Origin of the sequence: Coleofasciculus sp. A1-SPW-01 (assembly GCF_040217205.1) — a bacterium.
GTDB classification, from domain to species: Bacteria; Cyanobacteriota; Cyanobacteriia; order Cyanobacteriales; family Coleofasciculaceae; genus Coleofasciculus; species Coleofasciculus chthonoplastes_A.
In genome coordinates this window covers 1-25,730 of the sequence record NZ_JAVJNP010000086.1, presented here as the reverse complement: position 1 = coordinate 25,730, position 25,730 = coordinate 1, and the positions used below count along the sequence as shown (strand labels likewise).

General features: G+C 44.0%; 20 protein-coding genes and 2 tRNA genes. 12 read left to right on the top strand and 10 right to left on the bottom strand.

Features of this window, described 5'->3' with window-relative positions:
* The first annotated feature begins 350 nt into the window (after positions 1 to 350).
* Entirely contained in the window at positions 351 to 1,193 is an 843-nt protein-coding gene (locus RH949_RS13245; RefSeq protein ID WP_446353675.1) for a hypothetical protein, read from the top strand.
* Positions 1,194 to 1,220: 27 nt separating this feature from the next.
* Here the strand turns inward: RH949_RS13245 and RH949_RS13240 are convergent, their stop codons facing one another.
* From RH949_RS13240 to urtA, 8 genes are all read right to left on the bottom strand, one after another.
* On the bottom strand, positions 1,221 to 1,586 hold the full coding sequence (locus RH949_RS13240; protein ID WP_446353673.1) for a gluconokinase: 366 nt from the start codon (positions 1,584 to 1,586) through the stop codon (positions 1,221 to 1,223).
* A 57-nt stretch (positions 1,587 to 1,643) separates the two neighbouring features.
* Positions 1,644 to 1,892 carry a hypothetical protein gene (locus tag RH949_RS13235; RefSeq protein ID WP_232231814.1) on the bottom strand — a complete coding sequence of 83 codons (249 nt, stop codon included), beginning with the start codon at positions 1,890 to 1,892 and terminating at the stop codon, positions 1,644 to 1,646.
* Positions 1,893 to 2,034: 142 nt separating this feature from the next.
* The gene (locus RH949_RS13230; protein ID WP_446353670.1) at positions 2,035 to 3,804 is read right to left on the bottom strand and encodes a sensor histidine kinase; all 1,770 of its coding nucleotides are present in this window, start codon (positions 3,802 to 3,804) and stop codon (positions 2,035 to 2,037) included.
* A 183-nt stretch (positions 3,805 to 3,987) separates the two neighbouring features.
* Positions 3,988 to 4,689, bottom strand: coding sequence for an urea ABC transporter ATP-binding subunit UrtE (gene urtE / locus RH949_RS13225; RefSeq protein WP_044210545.1), 702 nt, complete (start codon positions 4,687 to 4,689; stop codon positions 3,988 to 3,990).
* A 735-nt stretch (positions 4,690 to 5,424) separates the two neighbouring features.
* Positions 5,425 to 6,564: an urea ABC transporter ATP-binding protein UrtD gene (gene urtD, locus RH949_RS13220; protein WP_446353668.1), complete on the bottom strand. Its 1,140-nt coding sequence runs from the start codon at positions 6,562 to 6,564 to the stop codon at positions 5,425 to 5,427.
* A gap of 98 nt (positions 6,565 to 6,662) precedes the next feature.
* Complete coding sequence (gene urtC, locus RH949_RS13215; RefSeq protein WP_446353666.1) at positions 6,663 to 7,838, bottom strand: urea ABC transporter permease subunit UrtC; 1,176 nt, start codon at positions 7,836 to 7,838, stop codon at positions 6,663 to 6,665.
* An 89-nt stretch (positions 7,839 to 7,927) separates the two neighbouring features.
* On the bottom strand, positions 7,928 to 9,100 hold the full coding sequence (locus tag RH949_RS13210; protein WP_446353664.1) for an ABC transporter permease subunit: 1,173 nt from the start codon (positions 9,098 to 9,100) through the stop codon (positions 7,928 to 7,930).
* A 174-nt stretch (positions 9,101 to 9,274) separates the two neighbouring features.
* On the bottom strand, positions 9,275 to 10,597 hold the full coding sequence (gene urtA / locus RH949_RS13205) for an urea ABC transporter substrate-binding protein (protein ID WP_006105337.1): 1,323 nt from the start codon (positions 10,595 to 10,597) through the stop codon (positions 9,275 to 9,277).
* 265 nt (positions 10,598 to 10,862) lie between these two features.
* On the opposite strand from urtA, the gene RH949_RS13200 reads away from it, so the two are divergent.
* The 9 genes from RH949_RS13200 (at position 10,863) to RH949_RS13160 (ending at position 20,492) form a co-directional block, all read left to right on the top strand.
* Positions 10,863 to 10,944 (top strand) — tRNA-Tyr (locus RH949_RS13200).
* A gap of 55 nt (positions 10,945 to 10,999) precedes the next feature.
* Positions 11,000 to 11,071, top strand: a tRNA-Thr gene (locus RH949_RS13195).
* Positions 11,072 to 11,204: 133 nt separating this feature from the next.
* Positions 11,205 to 12,116: an esterase/lipase family protein gene (locus tag RH949_RS13190; protein WP_446353661.1), complete on the top strand. Its 912-nt coding sequence runs from the start codon at positions 11,205 to 11,207 to the stop codon at positions 12,114 to 12,116.
* Between the two features lie 87 nt (positions 12,117 to 12,203).
* A complete protein-coding gene (locus RH949_RS13185; RefSeq protein WP_446353659.1) occupies positions 12,204 to 14,354 on the top strand; it encodes a HEAT repeat domain-containing protein in 2,151 nt (716 codons plus the stop codon).
* A 25-nt stretch (positions 14,355 to 14,379) separates the two neighbouring features.
* A complete protein-coding gene (locus RH949_RS13180) occupies positions 14,380 to 15,534 on the top strand; it encodes a hypothetical protein (RefSeq protein WP_446353658.1) in 1,155 nt (384 codons plus the stop codon).
* 35 nt (positions 15,535 to 15,569) lie between these two features.
* The gene (locus tag RH949_RS13175) at positions 15,570 to 16,289 is read left to right on the top strand and encodes an SH3 domain-containing protein (protein WP_446353656.1); all 720 of its coding nucleotides are present in this window, start codon (positions 15,570 to 15,572) and stop codon (positions 16,287 to 16,289) included.
* Positions 16,290 to 16,499: 210 nt separating this feature from the next.
* Positions 16,500 to 16,784 carry a hypothetical protein gene (locus tag RH949_RS13170; protein WP_006105259.1) on the top strand — a complete coding sequence of 95 codons (285 nt, stop codon included), beginning with the start codon at positions 16,500 to 16,502 and terminating at the stop codon, positions 16,782 to 16,784.
* Positions 16,781 to 17,233, top strand: a complete 453-nt coding sequence (locus tag RH949_RS13165; protein ID WP_198016593.1) for a PIN domain-containing protein — start codon at positions 16,781 to 16,783, stop codon at positions 17,231 to 17,233. Before RH949_RS13170 ends, RH949_RS13165 begins: the two co-directional genes overlap by 4 nt.
* Before the next feature lie 169 nt (positions 17,234 to 17,402).
* Positions 17,403 to 20,492: a UPF0182 family protein gene (locus tag RH949_RS13160; RefSeq protein ID WP_044210494.1), complete on the top strand. Its 3,090-nt coding sequence runs from the start codon at positions 17,403 to 17,405 to the stop codon at positions 20,490 to 20,492.
* A 16-nt stretch (positions 20,493 to 20,508) separates the two neighbouring features.
* On the opposite strand, the gene RH949_RS13155 is transcribed toward RH949_RS13160, so the two are convergent.
* Both RH949_RS13155 and argC read right to left on the bottom strand, forming a co-directional pair.
* Positions 20,509 to 22,737, bottom strand: coding sequence for a Na-K-Cl cotransporter (locus RH949_RS13155; RefSeq protein ID WP_446353653.1), 2,229 nt, complete (start codon positions 22,735 to 22,737; stop codon positions 20,509 to 20,511).
* A gap of 396 nt (positions 22,738 to 23,133) precedes the next feature.
* Positions 23,134 to 24,192: an N-acetyl-gamma-glutamyl-phosphate reductase gene (gene argC, locus RH949_RS13150; protein ID WP_006105257.1), complete on the bottom strand. Its 1,059-nt coding sequence runs from the start codon at positions 24,190 to 24,192 to the stop codon at positions 23,134 to 23,136.
* A 282-nt stretch (positions 24,193 to 24,474) separates the two neighbouring features.
* On the opposite strand from argC, the gene RH949_RS13145 reads away from it, so the two are divergent.
* Positions 24,475 to 24,885 carry an ArsR/SmtB family transcription factor gene (locus tag RH949_RS13145; protein WP_006105339.1) on the top strand — a complete coding sequence of 137 codons (411 nt, stop codon included), beginning with the start codon at positions 24,475 to 24,477 and terminating at the stop codon, positions 24,883 to 24,885.
* A gap of 68 nt (positions 24,886 to 24,953) precedes the next feature.
* A complete protein-coding gene (locus RH949_RS13140) occupies positions 24,954 to 25,463 on the top strand; it encodes a hypothetical protein (RefSeq protein ID WP_446353650.1) in 510 nt (169 codons plus the stop codon).
* Positions 25,464 to 25,730: the final 267 nt, after the last annotated feature.

Genomic DNA, 25,730 nt, shown 5'->3' with positions numbered 1-25,730 from the left:
AGCCGGATATCTCTGGGAAAAATGAGGGAGTTAAAGACGAGTAAAACTTTTCGGTCATCGTCAAATTAATTCCTCTTAATTAAGTTAAAAATGAGTTTGCGTAAAAATTACGCAAACTCATTTTTTTGTCCAAAGTCCAAGTAAGTCTATGACTTGCGATGGTAGGTAGTTATAACAAATTTTTAAAAACTAGGTATTTTGAATGATAAGTTAATTTGCAGTCCAGGAGGAGTAAACCTATAATTTTAGATTATACTACAAAACCATACTACATTAACAGAGTAGGGATTTTCTGTATACGTCTTTTTCGGCTAAAGTGAGGCTGATAACCTTGCCAAATAAATAGAGCCATGAATACCAAGGTACTACTCCCATTCTTAATCACCACCTTGCTGGTGAGTGGATCGGCAACACCGGGAATCGGGCGGGCTGAACCCCCGATTCAAGTCGCCCAATCCATCTGGAAACCCTTCTCCTCAGCCGAAGGCAATTTCACTGTCTTAATGCCCGGTACACCTCGCCAAGAACAGGACACAATCAACACTGAATTAGCTCCACTGAACTTGAATGCATTTACCGTTGAACGTCCCAACGAAGCGAACTATTTGGTGGCTTACTTTGATTTACCGGGGGATTTTAGCACTATGCTCCAAACTTCGGGTCAAATCAATGAGTTTTTAACCGGAGTAGTGCTGGGATTATCCGAAAGTATGGCGGGTCAACTATTAAATCAGCAAACGATTAATTTAAATAATTATTCTGGCAAAGCATTTAGAATGCAGCACTCTGAAGGTTTTGTTGGTAGATATCGGCTTTATTTAGTCAATCAACGGGTCTATTTATTAGGAGTCGGTACGTCCAAAGAAAAATACTTGCAAAAGAGTATTCAGGGCTTTTTTAATTCCTTCCGACTGGCGGGAGGAGCCACCGGAACAGTTACTCCGGAAGGTGCTACCGGAACAGTTAGTCCCCCTTCAGCTAACCTCAATGCCCAATTGCGACAAGCTGTCTGTACTCAAAACTGGTCACAAGCGATTAATGTTGTCAATCGGATGATCGGTCAGATTGACTCCCAAGACGTTCGCCAACAGTTAGTTGATTATAAACAAAAATTGCAAGGATTTGCCAGTTCCGATTCAGTGGTTCCCGCTAGTGAGTTACCCGATTGTTCGCCGGGAAATGGGGGGAATTAGGGGTTGCTGAATAAGTTTTGTGGTGGGTTAGAGAGCAGAGGGAGCAGGGGGAGCAGGGGAAGCAATGTAGAGACGCGCCATGGCGCGTCTGGAAGCAGAGGGAGCTTGTGAATCTTGAATCTGTAAAACTTGACGATAACTTGACTTGAGTGCTGAACAGGCTAATACTGTATTTTTACCTGCCATTATCCACCGATCAATGGCTGATTGCATCGCCTCTAACCAAGGTTGTCTGTCTTGATCGTTGAGGGGTATTGCCTGTTTCATTTTCTCTTTTGCGGCTTGAGGATGAAAGTCATCAGCATCCCGAAATTGCCATCCCAAGCGTTGAGCTAAGGCTTGACCTACCCTAGATTTGCCAGAGCCAGAAACTCCCATTACAATTATAATCATTCACCAGAATAGCACCCTGAATCGTGGTGATTTTCCTAACGTGCTGGAGTCGCATAGTTAACCCCAAGGATCATGTTCTTCGCCAATCATCCGATTCGCGATCGCTCTCCATACATACGCCAAACCTGTTCTGGATAATAGGTTAGTCTGAGCGATGATATAGTCAGCCAGATGACTGGTGGCGGATATGACAATTAATCCCGATTCTTGACCCAGTAACCGTTCTACCAGTTCCGCTTTTTCCTCTGTTGATAGGGTATTCGCTGCTTGCCAAACCGTATCTACAGGAGTAGATTGATTGTTCATTGGTATTAAGTCGCGTTCATACATCGTTTTACTGTTCCTCATATAACTAGGAAGATTATAGGAATCATACCAGTTCAACGAAACCGTGGATCTACGTAAAAATGAAAGTTATCGCTGAGAGCATACTGTATAATCTACGGAATTACTCCGGCTTAATCGGTAAACTGACGATAAACTCTGAACCTTGACCCAGTTCTGAAATTACCTTAATTTTTCCCTGATGTTTCTCAATAATCTGATAGGATATAGCCAAACCCATCCCTGTTCCTTTGCCAACGGGCTTGGTTGTAAAAAAGGGGTCGAATATTTTAGGTTTTATGTCTGGAGGAATCCCCGAACCTGTATCCCGAATTTTGATTTCAATTTGATTGGGAGCAATTTGTTGGGTTTGGATTAAAATCTGTCGTTTTGCCAAACCTGAATCAACACTGAGTTCATCAATGGCATTATTGATAATATTCATAAACACTTGATTGAGTTGGGCTGGATAGCACTCAATTAAAGGAATTTGTCCATACTGCTTGATGACTTTAATATTCTGAGTCAGACGAGAATTTAAAATTAAAAGTGTATTGTCAATTCCTTGATGAAGATCAACTCGTTTCATTTCTGCCTCATCGAGGCGAGAGAAGTTTCGCAAGGATAAAATGATTTGGCGAATGCGTTCGCTTCCCACTTGCATGGAGTTCATAATTTTGGGTAAATCTTCACGGATAAACTGCAAATCTATGTCGTCAAGTTTCCTTTGAATCTCTGCTGAAGGGTGGGGATAATGCTGCTGATACAGATGTAAGAGTTCGAGAATATCACGGGTATACTCTTGGGTGTATGTCAGATTCCCATGAATAAAATTCACTGGATTATTAATCTCATGGGCAAGTCCAGCCACCATCTGTCCCAAACTGGACATTTTTTCACTTTGAATCAGTTGAGCTTGGGCTTGCTGTAAGTCGCGAATTTGCGTAGCGACTCGTTGAATAAGATGATTCAGAGACGTGGCTAAAACTCCAATTTCATCTTCAGTCATGACGGGTGCTTGTAGGTCAAAATTACCGTCCTGAGTGGCTTGTTTGGCAACAAGAGTTACAGCTTGAATGGGACGGGCGATCGCACGACTGGTATAGATGGCTAAAACAGCGGCAATTCCTATTGATAGCATCATACTCCCTGCAATGATGCTAGCCCGTAATATCTTAGCGTCCTTAAATTTAGCCTTTGCCTGCTGTTGCTGAATTTCCGTTAAGCGAACGAGCTTGTCTAAACTTGCTGAAATTGTTTCAAACTGGGGAATCAGTTCGCTTTTAAACGTTTTTACAAAAAAAGGTTGAATCGTTTGAAGTTGACTGGGAGTAAGCGTTTCAGAATTAAGTCTTTCTAAAAGAGAGCTAACGATCTGATGATAGGTGTCTAAACCCCGCTCACAATAATTCAATATATCTTTTGGCGAGTTCTTATAATCGCTGGGTAATTGACGATGAGTTTTTAAATGAAATTGTAATTGGGCGAGTTGACTATTGCTTTTTATTAAAGTTTCATTTAATCTCACAATAAAATCAGCTTCTAAAGACTGATTTTCTGATAAATAGGTTAGTCGTTCTTGGTACAATTGAATAGTAAAAAAAGATTTTTCTAAATTTCCTAACATATCCAGTCGTTCCTGGGTAATTTCTAACGACTCTCTGGCGCTATCATCATAATGTTCTCCCACGATTAATCCTGTCGCTGTTCCAAAAACAGCAATACTCACCGCTAAAAAATAGCCAGAACCAATTTTTTGATGAATACTCCAACGACGGCTGATACGATTGATCCAAAGTACAGGATTAGCAAACAGAAGAAAGCGACGCGATGGCGGGGAAGGAGTCGCGACACCTGGATGGTTAGAAAGAATACCTGATTCTGAGTGATGCATAAGGCAAATGCGATACTGTCATTGTTTTACTATAGACAAAGCACCCTTTTCCTCTCCAAGGTAAAATTTTTAGATGTCAATCCTGTGAATCTGGTGTTTCAGTCATTCGTCATTTGTCATTTGTCATTCGCCCTCATCTTCCCCATCTCGCCCATCTCCCTCATCTCCCCCTGTTCCCTAAAACTAAACTGCTAAAAAGCGCTGAATCACCTGCTGACTCAATTCGCTGGTTGAACCTGATGCGACAATACCTCCCTTTTGCATCGCGTAGTACCAATCCGCTTGTCGCACAAAATGCAGATGCTGTTCCACCAATAGCACAGAAATGCCTGTAGACTTGACAATCTGGCGGATAGCGGCTTCAATCTCTAAGATAATCGACGGTTGAATCCCTTCGGTGGGTTCATCCAATACCAATAATCGAGGTTTCCCCATTAACGCCCGCGCGATCGCAAGTTGTTGCTGTTGTCCTCCACTTAAATCTCCGCCCATGCGAGATAGCATGGATTCTAACACGGGGAATAAGCTGAAAATCTCTTCAGGAATCTCGGCTTTGTTCCCTCTACCCCGACGACAGGCTTCCAACCCCAGCAACAGATTTTCTTTTACCGTTAAGCGCGGAATAATCTCCCGCCCTTGGGGAACATAACCAATGCCTAATTTTGCCCGTTGATCTGGGGATTTATGGGTAATCAGTTGCTCGGCTAAGGTAATTGTACCTGTTCGAGGTTTGAGCAACCCCATAATCGTTTTCAGTAATGTTGTTTTGCCCACGCCATTACGTCCAATCAGGCAAACCATTTGTCCGACGGGTACACTTAAATCGACATCCCGCAGGATGTGACTTTCGCCATAGTAAACATTCACATCCCTAATTTGCAGCATTAGCTGAGTTGAGGATTGATGATCGATTTTAGATATTACTTGGTCAGTTTGACTCATAGCTAGAAGCGATTAATTGGTATTCTTAGTGTAGTGCAGCATCACTCAAGAATTAGTGTAGGGGCGGGTTTAGGGACTAAAATCAGCTATTCACCGATAACATTTCAACAAAACCCGCCCTCCCCACCGAACGGGTATTCGTAGTTTGTAGGGGCGGGTTTAGGGATTAAAATCAGCTATTCACCGATAACATTTCAACAAAACCCGCCCTCCCCACCGATAACTGAACGGGTATTCGTAGTTTGTAGGGGCGGGTTTAGGGATTAAAATCAGCTATTCACCGATAACATTTCAACAAAACCCGCCCTCCCCACCGATAACTGAACTGGTATTATAGGTTGAAGCTATTATAAATAAAACTTTTAACTTTAAAGTTTAAAATTTGATTTTGTAAATGTTATGGGATTTTGACCGGGCAGCAGCAGTCCCTGGAAAAGCCCAATTTGACGTTGTTGTTTGGCTGTAGTATGATATATTAAAAATTGTATAGCATGGTAAAATAGGCTAATTGTAGCTAATTTGCAAAAACACAGGCTTTAAACCATTACTCTGGCGTTATTTTATTGGCTAGCGTCGGCAAAACTCTCAAAATACAAGCATACCCCAATGACAAAATTTTTTGAGCTTATTCAGAAATAAATTTGACAAAAAACACATTTTATGATTCACGACCATCAATCACAACGACTCGGCGGTATCTGTTTCCAAACGATTCACCACGACTTCCGGTAAATCCAGAAGCTTGATCAGTTCTTTATAGGCTGCTGCTTCTTGTTGATTAATCGTCGGTTCATTAGGCGTGCGAGCGCTAACATTAATCACCTCATACCCCAACTTCAGAATTAACTCCCGTTCTTCAGGATTTTCAATTTGAGCCACCAATTCATCAATATCAACATTAGCGGCTAAATAATCCCGGAGTTCGGTTTGTAACTTCTTCTGTTCTTCACTATCCGTTGAAAACAATTGACTCAAGCGAGCAATAATTAACTCCGCTTCTTCCGGGGCTAAATCCCCATCAGACCAAGCCATTGCGGTGACAATTCGCAGCAGTTTCATTTGATGGGCGCTAATCGAGGACTCTCGCCCTAAATACACTTCCACCACACGGGGGTCATTATGCACCTCATCAATACTCCCTTCACATAACACCGAACCCTCATGCAACACCGTCACCTTACGGGCAATCAGCCGCACGAATTCCATATCGTGTTCAATGACAATAATTGAATGACTCTCGGCTAAATTGATCAGTAAGTCAGCAATATTTTCAGTCTCTTCATCAGTCAACCCAGCCACAGGTTCATCAACCAGCAATAAATCCGGGGATTGCGCCACCAACATGCCAATTTCTAACCGTTGCTTTTCCCCATGGGAAAGTAAATCGGCTTGTAAATCGGCTTTGGGAACTAAACCAATTGTTTCTAATAACCCTAACACCGTGCGTCGTTCCGATGCAGCAGGACGCCCAAACAGCGTTGAAAAAACATTTTTACTGCGATTACAGGCTAAGTCTAAATTTTCTCGAACCGTTAGATTGAGGTAAACTCGCGGGGTTTGAAATTTACGACCAATCCCCATCCGCACAATCACATCTTCCGATTTGCGCCGCAGATTGCGTCCTTTAAACAGAACTCGTCCCCTAGTTGGCTGAACTTTCCCCGTAATCACATCGAGGAACGTGGTTTTTCCAGCACCATTGGGTCCAATAATCACCCGTAACTCTCCAGTATCCATACTGAAGTTGAGGTTATTGAGTGCCTTAAAGCCATCAAAACTAACAGTTAAATCTTCAATGGCTAAAATTTGTTGATTCATGTTTAGCAAGACTTTAGCTGACTAATGACAAAGGAATAATGACAATGATATTTACTAGAATTACCTATTCCCCGTTCCCTGTTCCCTGTTCCCTAAAACTAATGACTAATTTCCTCTCGTTCACGTTGCACCTCTGGGTCTTCTTCTAAACTGGGATATGTAATCACCTCTTTTCGCTTTCCAAATAAACTCAGCAACACCGGATATCCGGAATACCGCCACCACCCGACAATTCCACTGGGCAATACCGTCACCACCAACAAAAATAATCCGCCTTGGAAAAATAACCAACTTTCGGCAAAGTTTTCACTTAAAATACTTTTGGCAAAATTAACCACCAACGCCCCTAGAATTGCGCCCACGAGTGTAGCACGACCACCAACCGCCACCCAAATCACCATTTCAATCGAAAAGGCAATATCCATCGCCTTCGGTGAAACAATACCCGTTTGCAGCGTGAACATTGCACCCGCGATTCCCGCCAACCCCGCAGAAATGGCAAAGACTAACACCTTAAATCCTGTGGGATTGTACCCCGAAAACCGCACCCGATTTTCATCATCGCGAATCGCCACCAGCAAGCGCCCAAAACGACCCTGAGTCAGCCAGCGACATAAGGCATAAGAGACAACCAGCAATAGAATTGTAATGGTATAAAATATAAACTGGGTGCGAGTGGCATTCACATCAGCCCCCAGTAATCTTTGGTAATTGGTCAAACCATTCGTACCGTTAAATAGTTTCTGCTGACCATTGAAGAAATTGAAAAATACAATCGTCGCCGCTTGGGTAAGGATAGAAAAATAAACACCTCGAATCCGGTTACGAAAGACAAGATAGCCAAACAAGCCGCCGACGATAGCCGGAACAATAATAACGGCAAAGACAGCAAATCCAAAGGAATCAAAGGGTTGCCAAAACCAGGGCAATTTCTCCACCCCATAGAGACTCATGAATTCTGGCAAAGTATCGCCTTCCAAGGGGGCTAATGTCAAGTGCATTGCCAACGCATAACCGCCCAAGGCAAAAAAGATGCCATGACCCAGACTTAAAAGTCCGGTATAGCCCCAAATCAAGTCAATTGCCAAAGCTGCGATCGCCAATGCCAAAAATCGCCCCAACAAGCTCAGGCGAAAGTCAGACAAAACTAGGGGAAACACAATAATTAGCAGCAGGGCGATTAGAGTAACCACACCCCCTTCAATCAGCAGGGATTGACGACGCTTTCGCCGTTGGTCTATTCCGGGAATTTCAATTACTGAGTCAGATGTCATGTGTCAGGGAACAGGAAACAGGGGACAGGGAATAGGGAATAGGGAATAGGGAATGGGCAATGGGCAATGGGGAATAGGGAACACTTCCCTCACAATTCATAGGATCGTCCTTTCTGTGGGAAAATCCCGCCCGGTCGAATTTGCAGAAAGATAATAATTAAGGCAAACACCATCACCTTTGCCATACTGGTGGTGGCAAAGAAGGTAAACAAATCAAATAACGGCTCAATGGGCTGAAAAAGCAAAGCCAGTATGCCCGAACCAATCAGGTAATTCATCGTCCCAATCGCTAACGCCGCCACAATCGAACCCACCAATTTACCAACGCCGCCAACCACCACCACCATGAACGTATTGACGATATAATCCTGACCTGTATTGGGGCTAACTGAACCCAGCAAACTAATCGCACAACCTGCAACCCCCGCTAAACCCGAACCAATAGCAAAGGTTAACGCATCAACCTTACCCGTAGGAATTCCCAAACAAGCGCTCATACTCCGATTTTGAGTTACAGCGCGAATCCGCAATCCCCAAGCTGAACGCTGCAAGAATAGGTAAATTCCCGTAATACAAAGAATCGTTAGCCCAATAATAAATAATCGGACATACGATAACTGAAAGCTGCCTTCGGGTAACTCAACTAACCACCCTCCCCGCATCCAAGTTGGCGCGGTGACATCAACACCTTGAGTGCCAAACCAAGGCTTAGTTAACGCTAGCTCGAATGTTTCACTCAAAACCTTGCCAATCGTAAAGGCAATTCCCAGGGATAATACCACCATAATCGGGATTGCCCAAGAGCGAATCCTCTCTCTATCTGCCCGACGAGACAGCACCCACAGCGCCCCAAAAAACAGCAGGCAAAATAGGGCAATGCCAATCACCATCACCCAATTTACGCTGCGGACGAACTGCTGCAAAATTAGACTAACGCCCCAGGTTGCTAGCAAGGTTTCCAGGGGACGCCCGTACAGAAAGCGGATGACACCCCGTTCCAGAATCAATCCCACCAGGGCGGTTACCAGAAACGCGATCGGTATGGCAAATAAGATATAGGTTTCAAACCACGGTTCCCCCAGAGACTTAAACCAATTTTGGACAACAAAGGTCGTATAAGCACCCAGCATCATCAACTCCCCATGTGCCAAGTTGATCACACCCATGAGTCCGAACACAATGGCTAATCCCAACGCTGCAATTAATAAAACAGCGCCAATACTGATACCGCCATAGAGACTATCTAAAAGTCCTGCTAGCACAATTTTCTACGTTGATTGTTGGTCAGGAATGACAAGGACAAAAAAAGAAAAATTTAAATCGCTTGACCCTGAATTTCGACAGGACTTCGGCGTGAGGCTTCGACGGTGAGCGCGGCAACTGAGCCTGTCGAAGGGTCGAGGTGTTGCCTATTGCCCATTGCCTAGGGCGTAGCGCTATACGTCTTTTAAATTGTATTTACCCCCCTTACTCGGATCAGACCAATCACAACCTAATCCCTTAGTATCGGCAACAAATTGATTCCAGGGAACGGGTTCAACAGCCGCTTCCGTTTCGTTGACAATTTCAAACAGACCATCCTCTCCCACTTTTCCAATCCGTACCATCTTCGAGAGGTGATGGTTAGGATTCATTGTAACCATCCCTTCTGGGGCTTCAAATTTCTGACCATAAGCCGCTTTGCGAACAGCTTCTAAGTCATCAGCCGTTCCCGCTTGTTCGACCGCTTGCTTCCATAAGTAAACGCCAATGTAGGCAGCTTCCATCGGGTCATTAGTCACTCGGTCTTCACCATATTTTGCTTTAAAGGCATTGACAAATTCCTGGTTTTCTGGCGTGTCAACGGTTTGAAAGTAGTTCCACGCCGCATACTGATCTTTCAGGTATTCTGTACCAATTGCCTTGACTTCTTCTTCAGCAATACTCACCGACATCACCGGATACTTATCCGGGGTTAACCCTGCACCCTGTAACTGTTTGAAGAACGCCACATTACTATCACCATTGAGAGTATTAAAAATAACTCCTCCGTCTGGCAAAGCCGCCCGGATTTTGGTAATAATTGGGGTAACTTCTGTATTTCCTAGAGGCAAGTAATCCTCGCCAACAGTTTCGCCACCCAGTTCTGCAAGCTGTGCCTTAATAATTGTATTAGCGGTACGAGGGAACACGTAGTCAGAACCAATCAGGAAGAATTGTTTGCCCTTATTCTCTAGCAACCAATCCACGGCTGGCTCAATCTGCTGATTCGGAGCCGCGCCTGTATAGAAGATATTGTTAGAACACTCTTGACCCTCGTACTGCACAGGATACCAGAGCATATGTTTTTTCTCTTCAAAGACGGGCAATACCGCCTTGCGGCTAGCAGATGTCCAGCAGCCAAAAACGGAAACGACTTTATCTTGGTCAATTAGCTTTCTGGCTTTCTCAGCAAACGTGGGCCAATCTGAGGCACCGTCTTCCACAATCGGTTCAATCTGCTTACCCAGGACACCCCCAGCAGCGTTGATTTCCTCAATGGCGAGTTGTTCGGCATCCACGACACTTTTTTCACTAATCGCCATTGTGCCACTGAGGGAGTGGAGAATCCCGACTTTTATCGTGTCACCATTACCACCAGCCGCCGCCGAGTCAGAGGTTGTCGCCTCTCCTGTGGTATCCGGTGCTGGCGGCTCACTACAGGCTTTGAGGAGAATACTGGTGCCTAATGTGGCGGAGCCATAGATCAAAAATTTGCGTCGCCCTAATCGTCTAACCATTTGTATAAAATATTCCTCGGCTAATTCCGTGGGTTGATAGAGATAAACAAGGTTAAGCTGTGATATTAGAGCGAGCTTATCTGAGGAATTGTTATTTTTGATACAAAATGGCGAGAGGGGGCAGATGGAGCAGATGGCTCAGATGACTGTGCTGTAGGGGCGCAAGGCTTGCGCCCATTCGGGAAGATGGCTGAGATGGGGAAGTCCGAAAAAAAGTTGAACACAAATTAAAAGTTGTGCTAGTATTAATAACTGTGAACGAAAGGGGTCGATGCCCGAGTGGTTAATGGGGGCGGACTGTAAATCCGCTGGCTTTGCCTACGTTGGTTCAAATCCAACTCGGCCCATCACATAACTCTAATTTTTAGAGGGTATGTGTACTAGAAGCGTCCATATAAATATGCCCGTGTAGCTCAGTGGTAGAGCACACCCTTGGTAAGGGTGAGGTCACGAGTTCAATCCTCGTCACGGGCTTTTTGGATATCTATAAAACCCTTAATTTACCGTTCTTATAAATAAATTTATACATTTTGTAGTTAGACGTAATACATTAATTTACCGTGTGAATTCTCCTAAATAAGAATAAGCAAAATTGTGGAGGCACTCCATGACCAACGGGTTAAGCAAGATCTCAAACTGTGACAATCCTGGGCGCAGAGGTGATGTAATATTCGTGCATGGACTTGGTGGTGATGCATTAAAAACTTGGCATCCACAAGGAAAAAGAGATAGTGAAGATTCTTGGCTATATTGGCTTAGTCAGGATATACCGAATGTCGCAATTTGGTCATTAGGATACGAAGCAGAACCGTTTGCGTGGAGAGGAAGCACAATGCCCTTGGTAGATCGTGCAACAAATACGCTTGCTCTCTTGGATGCTGATGATATTGGTGAGCGACCCGTAGTCTTCATCACGCATAGTCTTGGAGGACTTTTGGTTAAACAAATGCTCCGTCATGCAATGGATTTTGGTGAACAAAGATGGAGGACGATTGTAGAACAAACAAAAGGGATTGTTTTTCTGTCAACGCCTCATTCAGGCTCTGATTTAGCCAACTGGGTCAAATATATTGGCGGAATTCTCCAAACTACAGTAAGTGTTGATGAATTGGAAGCCCATCATTCCCGCTTACGTGAGTTGAATCTCTTGTATCGAAATCATGAAAAACTTAGCCAAATTCCGATGCAGGTTTACTGTGAAAAGAAGAAAACCCAAGGAATCTTAGTCGTAAATGAAACCAGTGCAGATCCCGGCGTTAAAGGTGTAACACCAATACCAATGGATGACGATCACCTCTCAATTTGTAGACCACTCTCAAGAGAAAGCCAGATTTATAAGCGCGTTAAAAGATTTATATCTGATTATTTAACCTACTCGCAACCAATCAAACTTGAGCCAAAAGCTTCATCAATTGAACAGTTAACCATTGACAATCGTCGCATAGGTAATTATTTTGAGAAAAACGCAAAGATATATGGGGTTGTTATTTCTAGAAATTGGCTAGGTGATGATAAATGATAATGACACCCATATATAAACAGGTTAAAAATCAAAAAATATTAATCTTACTCAAAGCAATTGTTGAGCTTTTTAAGGAGAAACCTGGTGAGCCAACAGAAAAACTCAGAGGATATTCTACAAGAGAATTCTGGCATTAACCCAGAAAGTTTTGAACGTTTCGTCAAAAATGATAAGGCTGATACTAATGAGCTACTCAAAGGGCTAAAAGTCGCAACCGTCTATATTGATAACCGAAGTATTGGAAACTATTTTGAGGAAGATGCTCGAATTTACGGAAGCGTTTCAGTACGAGAGCATCGGGGGTACTCATCCAACTTTTCCAAAGAGATTGTTGGACAGATTTTGGTTGAAAATCTTGATAAGATACGAAGTGTCTACGTTGAAACCTCGGATTATAGCAATGTGTTCTCAACCTTGAATAACGAGCATATTCTTGTTTTATGGGGCAATCCAAAGCTTGGTAAGCAAACTACAGCTCTTCGCTTACTTTCAAGTGTAACTAAAAGTGAAATTTTTGAAATCAATCCAGCAATTGAAAATATAAACCTATTTGAATTTGAATTTAACAAAGCATACTTAATTGATACCCTTACTCCTGATGTTGGAGAAGAACAAAAGATTGACAACTATATTCTTAAAGAACTAAGTCAAAAGCTGAAACAAAAAAATAGCTACCTCGTTGTTACAGTAGATAGTCGCTGGAATTTTTCCCAAGAATCTATAGAAAATTTCATTTTTAACTGGAAGAATTTACCGAATAGCGAGAAGGCTCTAGAAAAGCACCTAAAATGGTACTTGCAAACACAAGTGATTGAGTCTAATATTTGTGACTTAATTCGATCTGATTCAGTAAAAACTATAATTACCAACAAATTATTACCAGGTGATCTAGATCAATTAGCAGAGCTACTTAGCCGAGTAGTCAGAGGCAAATGTGAGCTTGAAGAAGCCTTATCCCATTTTAATCTTCGTATTAGACAACAAGTCGAGTCCTGGTTTGAACAACACTCAGATTTTAGTCAGCGTATTTTCTTCATCACTTTAGCGATTCTGAACGGGTGTAAATATAAAGCTGTTGATGATGCTAGTCAAAGATTAGAATCACTTGTGCGCTCCTTGAATGAAAAGGAAGATACTATAAATCCTGATCCCATCTTTGGGAGGAAACGAAGTTCTTTTTTAAAAGATGTTTGTGCTTCTTTAGCTCAAGGTTTTGAAAATACCGAGCGTGGATTGAGTCCTGTTGAAGTCATTAAGCTAGATAATTCTGGATTTCAACCTGCTATTCTTTCCTTTGTGTGGCATGAGTACAATCGTCTGCGTGAACCACTTCTTTCGCTACTTCATGAGTTAGGAACAGATCAAAGCTTTGACGTGAGGAGCAGAGCAGCAGCAGCTATTGGTGAATTGAGTAGATATGACTTCACGGCTGTTCTAGACAAAATACTCAGACCTTGGGCAAATTCTCAGGATCAACGTTTACAGAAACTTGCTGCTTTAGCTTTGAGTATTCCTATCTTTGATAGTAATCTTGCCCCACAGGTTTTAGGATTACTTCATAATTGGAGTGGACTAAGCAATAATCTTCATTTGCGTTGGACAGCAACAGTTGCTTATGGTGGCTATGTTGGATTACGTTTTCCTGACGCAGCATTAAGAGATTTGTTCACAATTGCTAAATCTGGCAATGAGTTTTTGTTTTTTGCGGCTGCTGAAAGTATTACAATGCTTTTTCAAGCAGGCAGAGTTGTATCAACTCAATACCTCAATGTTTTAGACACTATTCAAGTGTGGACAAAAGAAGCTAAGAATAAAGACGAGAAAACTGTTAGTTTATTAATTTTCTGGCTTCTTCTACACAAAGCTAAATTGAGAGAAGTTTCAAACAATAGCTACTTACCTACAATTTTATGGCTGCTTTGGCAAGAAAGAGAGTGGCTAAAATGTAATAGCGAAACTGTTCCTATCTATCAAAAAATAATAATTTCCTTAATAAAAGAATCCCTTAATTTAAAAAAAACTCGGAGGTTAGTTCTAGAGGAATTGCATAGGTGGCTCACCTTAGCAGATTATGATTGTCGCTTATATCCAGTTTTAGGTAGTCTTTTATACAACCTTATTAAGCGAGGAAGTAGGCATGAGAAAGAGCGAGTTTTTGAATACTTAAAAAGGTGGGCATCTATTGAATCATCAAATACAGCCAGCAAAATTTTCTCAAAGCTAAAAATGGTTTAAGTGAATAACGTGAGGAAAAGGCAATATGGCAGAAACCTATAATCCAATTCTAAGCACAGAAAATCTTGGTCGTCGGGGTTTGCTCCAGCGTCCTCCAATTCTAGAACCAGGAGTGGCATTGGTTTGTTCAGGAAATGGTAAACCTTTACTTACTTTGCTCCAAGGTCAAAAAACTCTTACTTGGGGAGAAGCGTGCTGGGGTTATAACAAACTTTACCGAGTAGATATGACTGAGCATCCACTAGATTTTCAGTGTGATGTTCCTTGTAAAGGTGATGCATTTAAGTTTCATGCTGAAATTACCTTCAGGTGTTCAGTTCGTGATCCAGAGGTGATTGTAAACCGTAATGTCACTGACGTTGCCCAATGGATTAAAAGTTCAGTTGAAGAAATGATGCGGATTATCAGTCGTAAATATGATGTAAAAGAGAGTGGCAATGCTGAAATTGAAATGAGGGGTACTGTTAATAAAGCAATTTATGAGTCAGGCTTCAATCTTAGCAATTTTACACTCAAGCTATCTTTGCAACAGGAGGTAGCTGATTGGATTAGAAGTCAAACACGTATTCAGGAAGAAATTCAACTAGAAAAATCAAAACAATACCTAATAATAGAAAAGACACAATTTGAAATTGAGCAAGAAGAGAAAAAAGCAGAATTAGAGCAAAAACGGATTGAGCGACAGCAAGAATTGGAGAATAAACTAAGATTGAAAAAGCTTCAGGCAAAACTTCAACACCAAGAACTTGAGCAGCGTCTGGCACAACAGCAAGCTGATTTTGAACTGAAAATTATGGAACAAAAAACAAAATTTTACAGTTCTATGCTTCAGTCAGGTAATTTGCAACTTTTAGCACTACAGCTTGCACAAAATCCTGAAGATGTCCGAGCTATTCTACAAGCTCTAAATCAACAAAAGCAAATTGAACGAGAGCATAACATTAAGATACTGCGAACCCTTTTGGATGCAGATGTTGTAGAAGGATGGCAGCTTACTGAAGTCGGAAAACGTGCTTTGCAAGAATTAATTGGCGTTAATGAAATGCCTCAACCTGTTTTACAAGACAGTGAGGCTACTAGCAGCGAACGGCAAGAAGATTCATCAGTTGCAGCAGAAGTCAGTTTGGATTCCCAATCAAATATTTCATCTGAACCTATTTGGGAAGACAATGAAGAATAGCCATAGCCATTTATATAAAACCTCTAAAGAGTGACATGATGGAACTCTTACAAGTTAGCTTTGAAGTGGTATTGGAATTACTGTTTCAGATACCAATGCCGTGGAGATTTCTATTGGTATTGTCTGTAACGTTATTCGGCATTCCTTGGTTAATTTTGCGTGGATTACCGTGGATTCTTACCAAATTCTCACAAGCGACTCTATTACTTGTTCATTATCTAGCAATTTTTTTGCTTTTTCCTGAAAGTTTAATATCTCAATATATAAGAAAAAAAGGCTGTCAGCCGCCTATTATACTCTATTTTATTGGCAGCTCATTGAGCTTAATAGTTAATTTATTTAACCTAATATATCAAGCCTTTTATACCGTCCTAAAGTATGCATTGAAGAGGCAATGGATACTCAACAAAAGGCAACTTCTAACACTTTCAGTAGTGTTCTCAATAGTATGGTTTATTAAACCTAGTATGCAACAATCATCTACACATAAGCCTTCTCTACCTTCCAATACAAATGGATCTTCTACTAACTCATATCCTAGTTTTGTGATTCAGGCTGGTGATGGTTATGCCAACCTGCGAAGTCGTCCAAGCACATTTGAGACTGAAATTCTAGCAAAAATTCCGAACGGTACTCCAGTGACAATTCTTGAACAAGAGACGAATAGCTCTAATCAGCTTTGGTATAAAGTCCAAATTAATGGCTCGGAGGTTTGGATCGGTTGGATCTATTCAGGTTTAATTGAACAACGTTGAACTTATAAGAAGTGGCGCTGCATAACAATCCTAATGCAGCAGACAGATATAGCAACTGCCACAACGGTTAGGACACTAGGTCTATCTCAAAACCTACATGGCATTCAGCAGTATGTCCTATGTTTATGCTTTTCAGAAGAGATTATCACCTGAAAGTATCGTTCAGTCTTTTCCCTTGCTAAAATAGTAGAGCATATCTTCAGGAGACTTATGACGCTAACCCTTAATCTATCGCCAGAGTTAGAGCAGTATCTTCTACAGGAAGCCAATCAACAAGGGCTTTCGGTAGAAGCTGTAGCGTTGCAGCTTCTGGTAAGTTCTCTCCTCCTGAAACAAAAGCAAACTGAGGCGGTTAATTTACTTCAGTCTTGGATAGATGATGAGGATGATCAGGAACAGCAAGAGACAGGTCTATATTTAATTCATGCTCTAGATGATGATCGATTGTCTGAGCGCAAGTTATTTCCGTCTGAGTTGAAGGGTATAACTTGGTGAATCGAGTCATTGTGTTAGATACAGGACCACTGGGTCTAGTCACCAATCCCAAACTTTCTGCTGAGAGTGTTGCTTGTGCTCAGTGGCTTCAAGCCCACATAACAAGAGGGAGCCGTGTTCTCATTCCGGAGATTGCAGACTATGAAGTTCGGCGTGAGTTATTACGGGCAAGCAAGAGGAAAGGCGTTGCTCGTTTAGACGATTTGGCAAAGGCTTTTGAGTATTTGCCGATTACAACAACTACAATGCGTCAAGCAGCGCAGCTTTGGGCGCAAGCTCGTCAGCAAGGACAACCAACAGCAGGGGATAAAACAATTGACGGCGACATGATTTTGATTGCTCAAGCAATGACTCTAGCAATTCCAGATGTTGTCATTGCAACAACGAATGTGGGGCATTTGTCTAGGTTTATAGCAGCTGAGTTGTGGCAAAACATTACCCCCAATTGATCGCCATCATGCAACTTTTTGACACAACTTAATCTTCTTCACTAACCCTATTGAACCTCTTGACATTTAATTTGTTACAGATGTCATTTAATTTGGCAATCGACAAGGGTAGAATGCACAAGGCAGATAAACTTGGGATAGAGGATACTATCGCTGCTCACTCCGCAAAATGTTTAAACGCATCTGGAACCGCCTTTTTCAAGTCATCATCGTGCTTCTGGGGTTGTGGCTAGCCTGGGATTTGCTGGCTCACCTGGTTGCGGAAATTTTATGGTTCATTGAGCTTGACTATTTGTCAGCATTCTGGTTACGCTTGCGGACTCAGCTAGGTTTGTGGGCATTTGTTGGCTGCTTATCCGCCGGATTTTTACTCAGTAATTTGTTTCTCGCCAATCGGCTGAAATACCCCGCCGCTATCGCCAAGGAGGTTGGTAACCCCACTAGGATACCTCCGGGGACTACTCAACTCAATCCAACCCTACCAAAGACTCCTACACAAGACTCTAAACCCTTCAACCTGGAAAAAGGAGCGTTAGCGCTGCGGTTAGGATTACTCTTGCCCATCGTACTATGCCTCGACGTACTCGTGGGGATTATGCTACTCCATTACGGCGAAGTGGCTATCTCCCTTTGGCAAGCTGATTTTAATTTACCCAGTGTCACCCCACCCCTACCAACTCCTTTTGATTGGAGTTCCATACACGATGTATTGCTACGGCTGCTGGTACAGATAATACAACTCATTGGTTTAGTTATCATTGTCATCGCATTGGTGGTTAATTCCCAATTCTGGTTAACGGCGATGGCTGTTGTTTTTTCAGTGGTTTTTGCCTTAGTGGTATCCGGACAATGGGGCAGGATTTTGCAGTTTTTCCAGCCAACTGCCTTTAATGCGAATGACCCTTTATTCGGCACAGATATTAGTTTCTATGTCTTTAAACTTCCAGTGTTGCAACTATTGAACTTTTGGCTGGGGGGGCTGTGTCTGTTTGGTTTAGTCGCCGTAACCTTAACCTATTTAGTATCTGGAAATAGCCTGTCTCATGGGCGGTTTCCCGGATTTTCTGATCATCAACTTTATCATTTACATGGATTGGGTTCCTTGGCGATGGCGACGGTAGCGTTCCATTATTGGCTATCGCGCTATGAACTGCTGTATTCCACTCGTGGCGTTACCTATGGTGCTAGTTATACCGATGTTAAGGCACAGTTACCGATTAATACAGGGTTAAGTATTTTCGCCCTGGGGATTGCTTTATTTTTACTCCTGAGACCGATAATCGGGTTTAAGTCGCTGCACAGGAGTGGCAAGGGAACACTCTCCCTACTGGGATTGTATGTGATCATGGTCGCGATCGCAGGCTGGTTAATCCCGGCGACGGTGCAACGGTTTGGCGTGCAGCCAAATGAATTGGAACGAGAACGCCTCTATATTGAACGCAGTATCAAACTGAGTCGAGCGGCGTTTGATCTTGATAGTATCAATGTGGAAATCTTTGACCCCGAAGGCGAACTCACCAGTGCTGATTTAGATGAAAATGTTTTAACGATTCGCAATATCCGCCTCTGGGATGCTCGTCCCATCCTGCAAACTAATCGTCAGCTACAACGTATCCGTCTCTACTACGAATTCCCGGACGCTGATATTGACCGCTACAGGCTACCGTTAGAAGTGACGGGGGTTCCGCCTTCCTTTGCGGGAGAAGAAGGCGATGAACTAGAAGCAGAAGACACAGAGATTTCCCTAACTGTACCCACACCCGGTTTCACGATTGAAAAGCAACAAGTGATTATTGCACCGAGGGAATTATCCTACGAATCAGTGCCAGAACAAGCCCAAACCTGGGTTAACCAACACTTAGTTTATACCCACGGCTATGGCTTTACGATGAGTCCTGTAAATCGGGTGGGTAGTGGCGGATTGCCTAACTATTTTGTTAAAGATATTGGCACCGGTGCTGATCCCGGTGTTGGCGGTGATTTATCCACGTCTAGCCAACTGATTCGCGAAAGTATTCCGATTGGGGCGCCGCGAATTTACTACGGACAACTCACTGAAAATTATGTGATGACTCCCACTAAAGTGCAGGAATTCGATTATCCCAGTGGTGAGGATAATGTTTACAATACCTACGATGGCACTGGGGGTGTGCAGATTAGTTCACTATGGCGCAGGCTGTTGTTTGCCGAGTATCTCAAAGATTGGAAGATGCTGTTTACGGACAACTTTACGCCGGAAACCAAGGTATTATTCCGTCGCAACATCAACCAACGGATTCGGGCGATCGCGCCGTTCTTACGGTATGATCGCGATCCGTATATTGTCAGTGTTAATCCTCAGGGTGGGGAAGTAGAAACGGATCAAACCTATCTTTACTGGATTGTTGACGCCTACACCACCAGCGAAAATTATCCCTATTCTGACCCGGGTGATAATGAATTTAACTATATCCGCAACTCGGTTAAAGTCGTCATTGATGCCTATCACGGCACGATTACATTCTATGTTGCCGACCCCGACGATCCAATTATTCAAACCTGGACGAAGATTTTTCCCAGGCTATTCCAACCCTTAGATGCTATGCCTCCGGCGCTGCGGCGTCATATTCGCTATCCGGTAGACATCTTCAGTGTTCAGTCGGAACGGTTGCTCACCTATCACATGACTGACCCCCAAGTATTTTACAACCGGGAGGATCAATGGCGAATTCCCCAAGAGATTTACGGCACAGAGTTGCAACCTCTGGAACCGTATTATCTGATTATGAAACTGCCAACGGCGACGAATGAAGAGTTTATCCTCCTCCATCCCTTTACACCTCAGGCACGTAATAATTTAATTGCTTGGTTGGCAGGGCGTTCAGATGGTGAGAATTATGGCAAATTATTTTTATATCAGTTTCCCAAACAAGAACTGATTTACGGACCCGAACAAATTGAAGCCCTAATTAATCAAGATCCGGTCATTTCTCAGCAAATTTCATTGTGGAATCGTCAAGGTTCACGGGCGGTTCAGGGGAATCTGTTGGTGATTCCGATTGAGCAATCCTTACTGTATGTCGAACCGCTTTACCTGGAAGCCGAACGCAATAGCCTACCTATTTTAGCGCGGGTCATTGTTGTTTATGAAAATCGCATTATCATGGCGGAAAGTTTAGAAAAGGCGCTGGAGGGAATCTTTCAGCAACCTGAACAAGAACCCGCCCCCACGATTATTCGTCCCCTAGAGGAACCCCCTTTGCCGTTAGAAGGGGGATAAGTGGTCTACCAAACCCCTACACGCCCCCCTCCTGTAACACTTCCGAGAAGGCAAAATCGGGTTCGGCTAACACAAATATTGTTGTCGGCAATCCTGTGGCTAAACCTTGCAAACGTTCGTAATAACTGGTATAATCATCCATCGGTTTCGCCATACCCAAGAAGACTAAATCCGCACTTTGGGAAGATCGACGCAGGATTTCTGGGAAGGGGCGTCCCTTTGCCTCAATCACTTGCGATCGCGCCCCAATCCGCAGTTGTTTAGTCAGGTTTTCCACATTCGTCCGCGTGGCTTGGGCGGCGGCGGAATTGGCGACAACTAATTTAAGGTTAATTTCGGCACTGCGCCATTCCAGACTCGTCCGCAATAGATACGCCAAAATTAACATCAAGCCCCCATTTGCCTGTAACCCGCCCCACCAGACATCAATCCGTTTGCGCCGACCAAATCCCCGTTCCTCCACATCTCGTAAAATCACCACATTCCGACGGGCTTGATGCAAGTTGGCGATCATCTGACAGTAACTCCCGCGATGAGAGGCTTGTTCACTATCCCCTAACAGAATCGTATTGGGAACCAACGGACCAATCCCATACGCCTCAACTAACCGTTCCGCCCCAATAAACGGATCAGGGGCAGAAATTAACCGGGCTAACCCTTGCACCCCCCGCTTCTCTAAATACTCGCGAATCGTGGCTTCCATTTCCAATTGCTTGGCTGGATCACGAGATCCAGTGGGAATCACACTGGCGACGGTAAACAAGCTGCGTTTGTGGGTTAAATTTGCCGCAAACTCCACCAAATGCCAGCGACGAGTCGGGGCACCAGAGAAAACCAGAATATGAGGACGCCAGTTTTTCGTATCAGCCGTATAGTCGAGGCGATTAATTCCCGTCCGTACCAACGCCATCCAGACACCCTGACGCACATCCCCCCAAGCACTTTCTAATTCCCGCCGTTCTAACCAAATATAAACACTTGATACAATAATCGCTGCCATGAACGTCGCCATGGCATTGAGTAAAAACATCACCCACAAACAGCCTATCGCCCCCAGCAGGGATATGGACCAATGCACCCGGAAGGAGGGGCGAAAGGAGGGACTACGTAAAAAGGTTTCAATTCCCGCCGCTACATTCAATACCAAATAGGTGGTGAGGAAGAACATACTCAAAATTGGGGCGATTAAGTTGAGATCCCCCAAAGCGACGGCGACTAAAACCAAGCCCAATGTAACCACCGTCGCAATACGCGGTTCATCTTCTGATCCCGAACCTGTTCCCAGAAACTTCAGCCACCGAGGTAAAATGCCATCCCGCGCCAGCGCCTGCATGACTCGGGGCGCACCGAGAATACTACCAATCGCACTCGATAATGTCGCCCCCCAAACCCCCAATAACACCGAAGGACCCCAAAGGGAGATTTTCTCCATAATTAAGGGGTTTTCGATTAAGGTGAGAGCATCCGCCCGCATGGCTAAAATTATGGGTAATGCCATATAAACCACATAACCCGTCCCCACCGCCGCCAACGTACCAATGGGAATCGAACGGCTAGGGTTGCGTAAATCCCCCGACATATTCACCCCCGCCATAATCCCCGTAACAGCGGGAAAGAAGACAGCAAAGACAGTCCAGAAGGGTTCAGAGTTTTGCGGTTTCGCCCCCCACAGTTCAATCTGAGTATTCGGGTCAACGGGGGACCCAAAAATCAAACAAATCAAAGACAGCGCGATCGCTGCCATAATAAAATATTGTGCCTTAATCGCAATTTGGGCAGAGGCGATCGCCAGAATTGCCACCAGGATAGTTGTCACAATCGCCGTCAGCCGTTGATTTAATTCCGGAAACGTCAGCGTCAGACTTTCAGCAAAACCAATCGTATACAGCGCCACCGATATCGCTTGGGCAAAGTAAAGCGGAATCCCCACCGCGCCGCCCGTTTCAATTCCCAGAGAACGGCTAATCATGAAATACGCGCCCCCCGCCTTCACCACCCGATCTGTTGCGATCGCACAAATCGACAGCGAAGTCAGAAAGGTAATCGCCGTAGACAGGGTGACAATCATCAGCGTCCCCAATAAACCCACATTCCCCACCACCCAACCGAATCGCAGGTACATGATTACACCCAGAATCGTCAGCAGGGACGGCGTATAAACCCCCCCAAATGTACCCAAACCCTTCTCCGGTTCAGGGGGAACTACTGAAGATGACTGCGAACGTTGACGGAACGGGTTTTTCATGGTAAGCACCTAAGCCTGGTTCAATCCAACGAGAAAAGGGAAATTGTTTCAGCCAAGACAGAGTTAGTTCTATCTTGACGTCCCCGTAAACAAGCAAAAAAAATGAGATATAGCTTTTTAGCACCCTCACGAAACCAATATCACACCCTAATTTAAGCGATTTTAAGCAGCGGGCGATTGATTCTACTAAATACCCGTGTTCGCTACTGTAGCAAAAAAATTTCTCTCGAATCTCTATCTGGGGATTGGGGTAGTTTTGACCCGTTGCTGCGATCGAGGGAACCAGTTTTGTAGGGGCGGGTTTAGGGATTTTCGTTTCGCCATGAGATGATAACATTTGTGCAAAACCCGCCTTATCTCCTCCGCACCGCCGCACCCCTACACCGCATCACCCCATCACGGATAAAAACTCAACAACGGTAATCCCAACTTTTCATCCCACCCCATGATCAGATTCAAACATTGAATCGCTTGACCAGCTTGACCTTTAATCAAGTTATCGGTAACTGACATAACAATCACCCGGTCAGTACGTGGATCAACTTCAACGCTGATATAACACAAATTCGTCCCACATGCCCACTTCGTTTGCGGATACGTCCCACTGGGTAAGACGCGCACACAAGGAGAAGCGCGGTAAAATGCATTATAAATCGTCGCCAAATCTTCTCGCACTAATCCGGGGTCACGTAATGTTGCATAAACCGTCGCCAGGAGTCCGCGCACCATTGGCATTAAATGAGGGGTAAACTGAACCATCACCTCATGACCCGCCAAATCGCTGCAAATCTGCTCAATTTCTGGGGTATGGCGATGACGCGCCACCCCATAAGCCGCCACCGAACTATCCGCTTCTGCGAGTAAAAGATTAGTTTTCGCCTTACGCCCCGCCCCCGATGTGCCTGATTTGGCATCAATAATCGCCGTATCGGGCTGAATTAACCCTTGTTTAAGCAACGGTGCAAGTGCCAAAAGACTGGTAGTAACATAACAGCCAGGACACCCTACCAGCTTCGCATTAGCGATGCGATCGCGATATAATTCCGGTAAGCCATAAACCGCTGAAGCTACAGTTTCCTGGTCATTACGTTCTCCCCCATACCAGGTTTTATAGGTCTCCAAATTCTTAAACCGATAATCAGCCGAAAGGTCAATCACCTTACACCCTTTCGCCAACAACGGCGGTGCCATCTGACACGCCAAACCATTGGGTAACGACAGAAACACCACCTGACAACGGCTGGCAATTTTATCTAAATCAATCTCCTCAATGGTCAAATTCACACAATGACCCAAATGAGGATAGAGTTCAGAAAACGGCTTTCCCGCACTACTACTTCCCCCCAAATAAACCACCTCAACGCCTGGGTGATCCATCAATAGGCGTATCAATTGCACGCCTCCATAGCCAGAAGCACCAATAATTCCGACAGGCAATTGTCCTAAATCACCCATAATATTCCTTCCCTAACAGAGTTAACATCAAAAACAGATGAACATTTGCTGCATTTTAGCTTGAACCAGCGATTGGGGATATTAGGGAACAGGGAACAGGCAATAGGCAATAGGCAATAGTTTCAACCTTTCCCAACACCCGACACTCAACACCCAACACCCATCACCCCATCACCCCATCACCCAACACCCGACACCCGACACCCAACACCCGTCACCCTTAACCCCCTGAGTCAGCTACCATAAAATCAGACCATTCCACAGCCAAGAGATAGTACCTCAATGCCAATCCGATTATCCACGCCAGAGGCAAACATTTCTGCTAATCCAGACACAGACACACCTCATTGTCATCCGCCCCATCAGGTTGAACGCCAGCGGATTGATTCATTGCAGCCAAAAATGCTCAACACCGAAAAAGCCCAACGCATGGCAGAATTGTTCAGTTCCCTGGGTGATACAAATCGGCTGAGGATCATCTCCCTACTCGCGATCGCAGAACTCTGTGTATGTGACATCGCCACCGCGCTGGATATGAGCGAATCCGCCGTCTCCCATCAATTACGCACCCTACGAGCCATGCGATTAGTACGGTATCATAAACGCGGTCGCAAGGTCTATTATCATCTTCAAGATCAGCACGTTCTCGACTTGTATCAATCCGTCGCCGAACATCTAGATGAACCTGACTGAATTCTAAATTACCCATTACCCATTACCCATTCCCCATTTCCTGTTCCCCATTCCCTGTTCCCTAAAAAATGATTACTTGGCAACAAAATAGTGACAATCCTGAAAATGGCGCAAATCTCACCAAAATCAGTAAATTTTGGACAGCGCTAAACAACCGTAAAATTGCATGGAGACAGCGACTAATTCCTCCCAGTGGAAATGCCCAGGAAATCGACTGGGAATGGCAGCGGTTTGACGACGAGTTTAAACTGCAAAATCCCCAAATTCGCGGAATTACCCTCTACTGGCAAAAAGTGGACACAGATCAAGAACGCAGCACAACCCCCTGGAAACTGGAACTTGATCCGCAACGGCTTCAGCTTTATATTTATCCTCAATCTCAGAAAAATTTAGTCATCCGGCTGGGAATTCCGGAAGTTGTCTATCAGAAAATAGAAATCACTAATCCTCAATGGGAAAGTAATTATCAAGGAGAAAATCATAGTATCACATTGCGCGATAAGCAGCAACAAATCGAAGTCAAACTTACCCTAAGCCCCGAAAATATCGCCCAGCTTAAAGAAAATCTGCCTGGATAGACGATTGAATCGGGCGCAAGTCTTTGCGCCCCTACGGTTTCGGGTCTCCCATTCTAATTCATCAAATAAGGTGTGCCACACCATTACTTGCTACTTGCTTTTACTTCTTGCTCCCCTCTCCTCTGGTGGGAGAGCTGACAGGTGTAGGTTTTTTATTTAAGGGTGGAGACAAGACAAGGGGACAAGGAAGGAAAGAAGACAAGGGGGAAAAACCGTACAGAATTCGGTTCGGTCAAACTAACTTCTAAAAGCCGAAACGCCCTATTT

Bases quoted from the DNA above. Each gene is read 5' to 3' on its own strand.
- RH949_RS13245 (WP_446353675.1), top strand. From the start codon at position 351: ATGAATACCAAGGTACTACTCCCATTCTTAATCACCACCTTGCTGGTG.
- RH949_RS13240 (WP_446353673.1), bottom strand. From the start codon at position 1,586: ATGATTATAATTGTAATGGGAGTTTCTGGCTCTGGCAAATCTAGGGTA.
- RH949_RS13235 (WP_232231814.1), bottom strand. From the start codon at position 1,892: ATGAACAATCAATCTACTCCTGTAGATACGGTTTGGCAAGCAGCGAAT.
- RH949_RS13230 (WP_446353670.1), bottom strand. From the start codon at position 3,804: ATGCATCACTCAGAATCAGGTATTCTTTCTAACCATCCAGGTGTCGCG.
- urtE (WP_044210545.1), bottom strand. From the start codon at position 4,689: ATGCTGCAAATTAGGGATGTGAATGTTTACTATGGCGAAAGTCACATC.
- urtD (WP_446353668.1), bottom strand. From the start codon at position 6,564: ATGAATCAACAAATTTTAGCCATTGAAGATTTAACTGTTAGTTTTGAT.
- urtC (WP_446353666.1), bottom strand. From the start codon at position 7,838: ATGACATCTGACTCAGTAATTGAAATTCCCGGAATAGACCAACGGCGA.
- urtA (WP_006105337.1), bottom strand. From the start codon at position 10,597: ATGGTTAGACGATTAGGGCGACGCAAATTTTTGATCTATGGCTCCGCC.
- RH949_RS13190 (WP_446353661.1), top strand. From the start codon at position 11,205: ATGACCAACGGGTTAAGCAAGATCTCAAACTGTGACAATCCTGGGCGC.
- RH949_RS13180 (WP_446353658.1), top strand. From the start codon at position 14,380: ATGGCAGAAACCTATAATCCAATTCTAAGCACAGAAAATCTTGGTCGT.
- RH949_RS13175 (WP_446353656.1), top strand. From the start codon at position 15,570: ATGATGGAACTCTTACAAGTTAGCTTTGAAGTGGTATTGGAATTACTG.
- RH949_RS13170 (WP_006105259.1), top strand. From the start codon at position 16,500: ATGACGCTAACCCTTAATCTATCGCCAGAGTTAGAGCAGTATCTTCTA.
- RH949_RS13160 (WP_044210494.1), top strand. From the start codon at position 17,403: ATGTTTAAACGCATCTGGAACCGCCTTTTTCAAGTCATCATCGTGCTT.
- RH949_RS13155 (WP_446353653.1), bottom strand. From the start codon at position 22,737: ATGAAAAACCCGTTCCGTCAACGTTCGCAGTCATCTTCAGTAGTTCCC.
- argC (WP_006105257.1), bottom strand. From the start codon at position 24,192: ATGGGTGATTTAGGACAATTGCCTGTCGGAATTATTGGTGCTTCTGGC.
- RH949_RS13145 (WP_006105339.1), top strand. From the start codon at position 24,475: ATGCCAATCCGATTATCCACGCCAGAGGCAAACATTTCTGCTAATCCA.
- RH949_RS13140 (WP_446353650.1), top strand. From the start codon at position 24,954: ATGATTACTTGGCAACAAAATAGTGACAATCCTGAAAATGGCGCAAAT.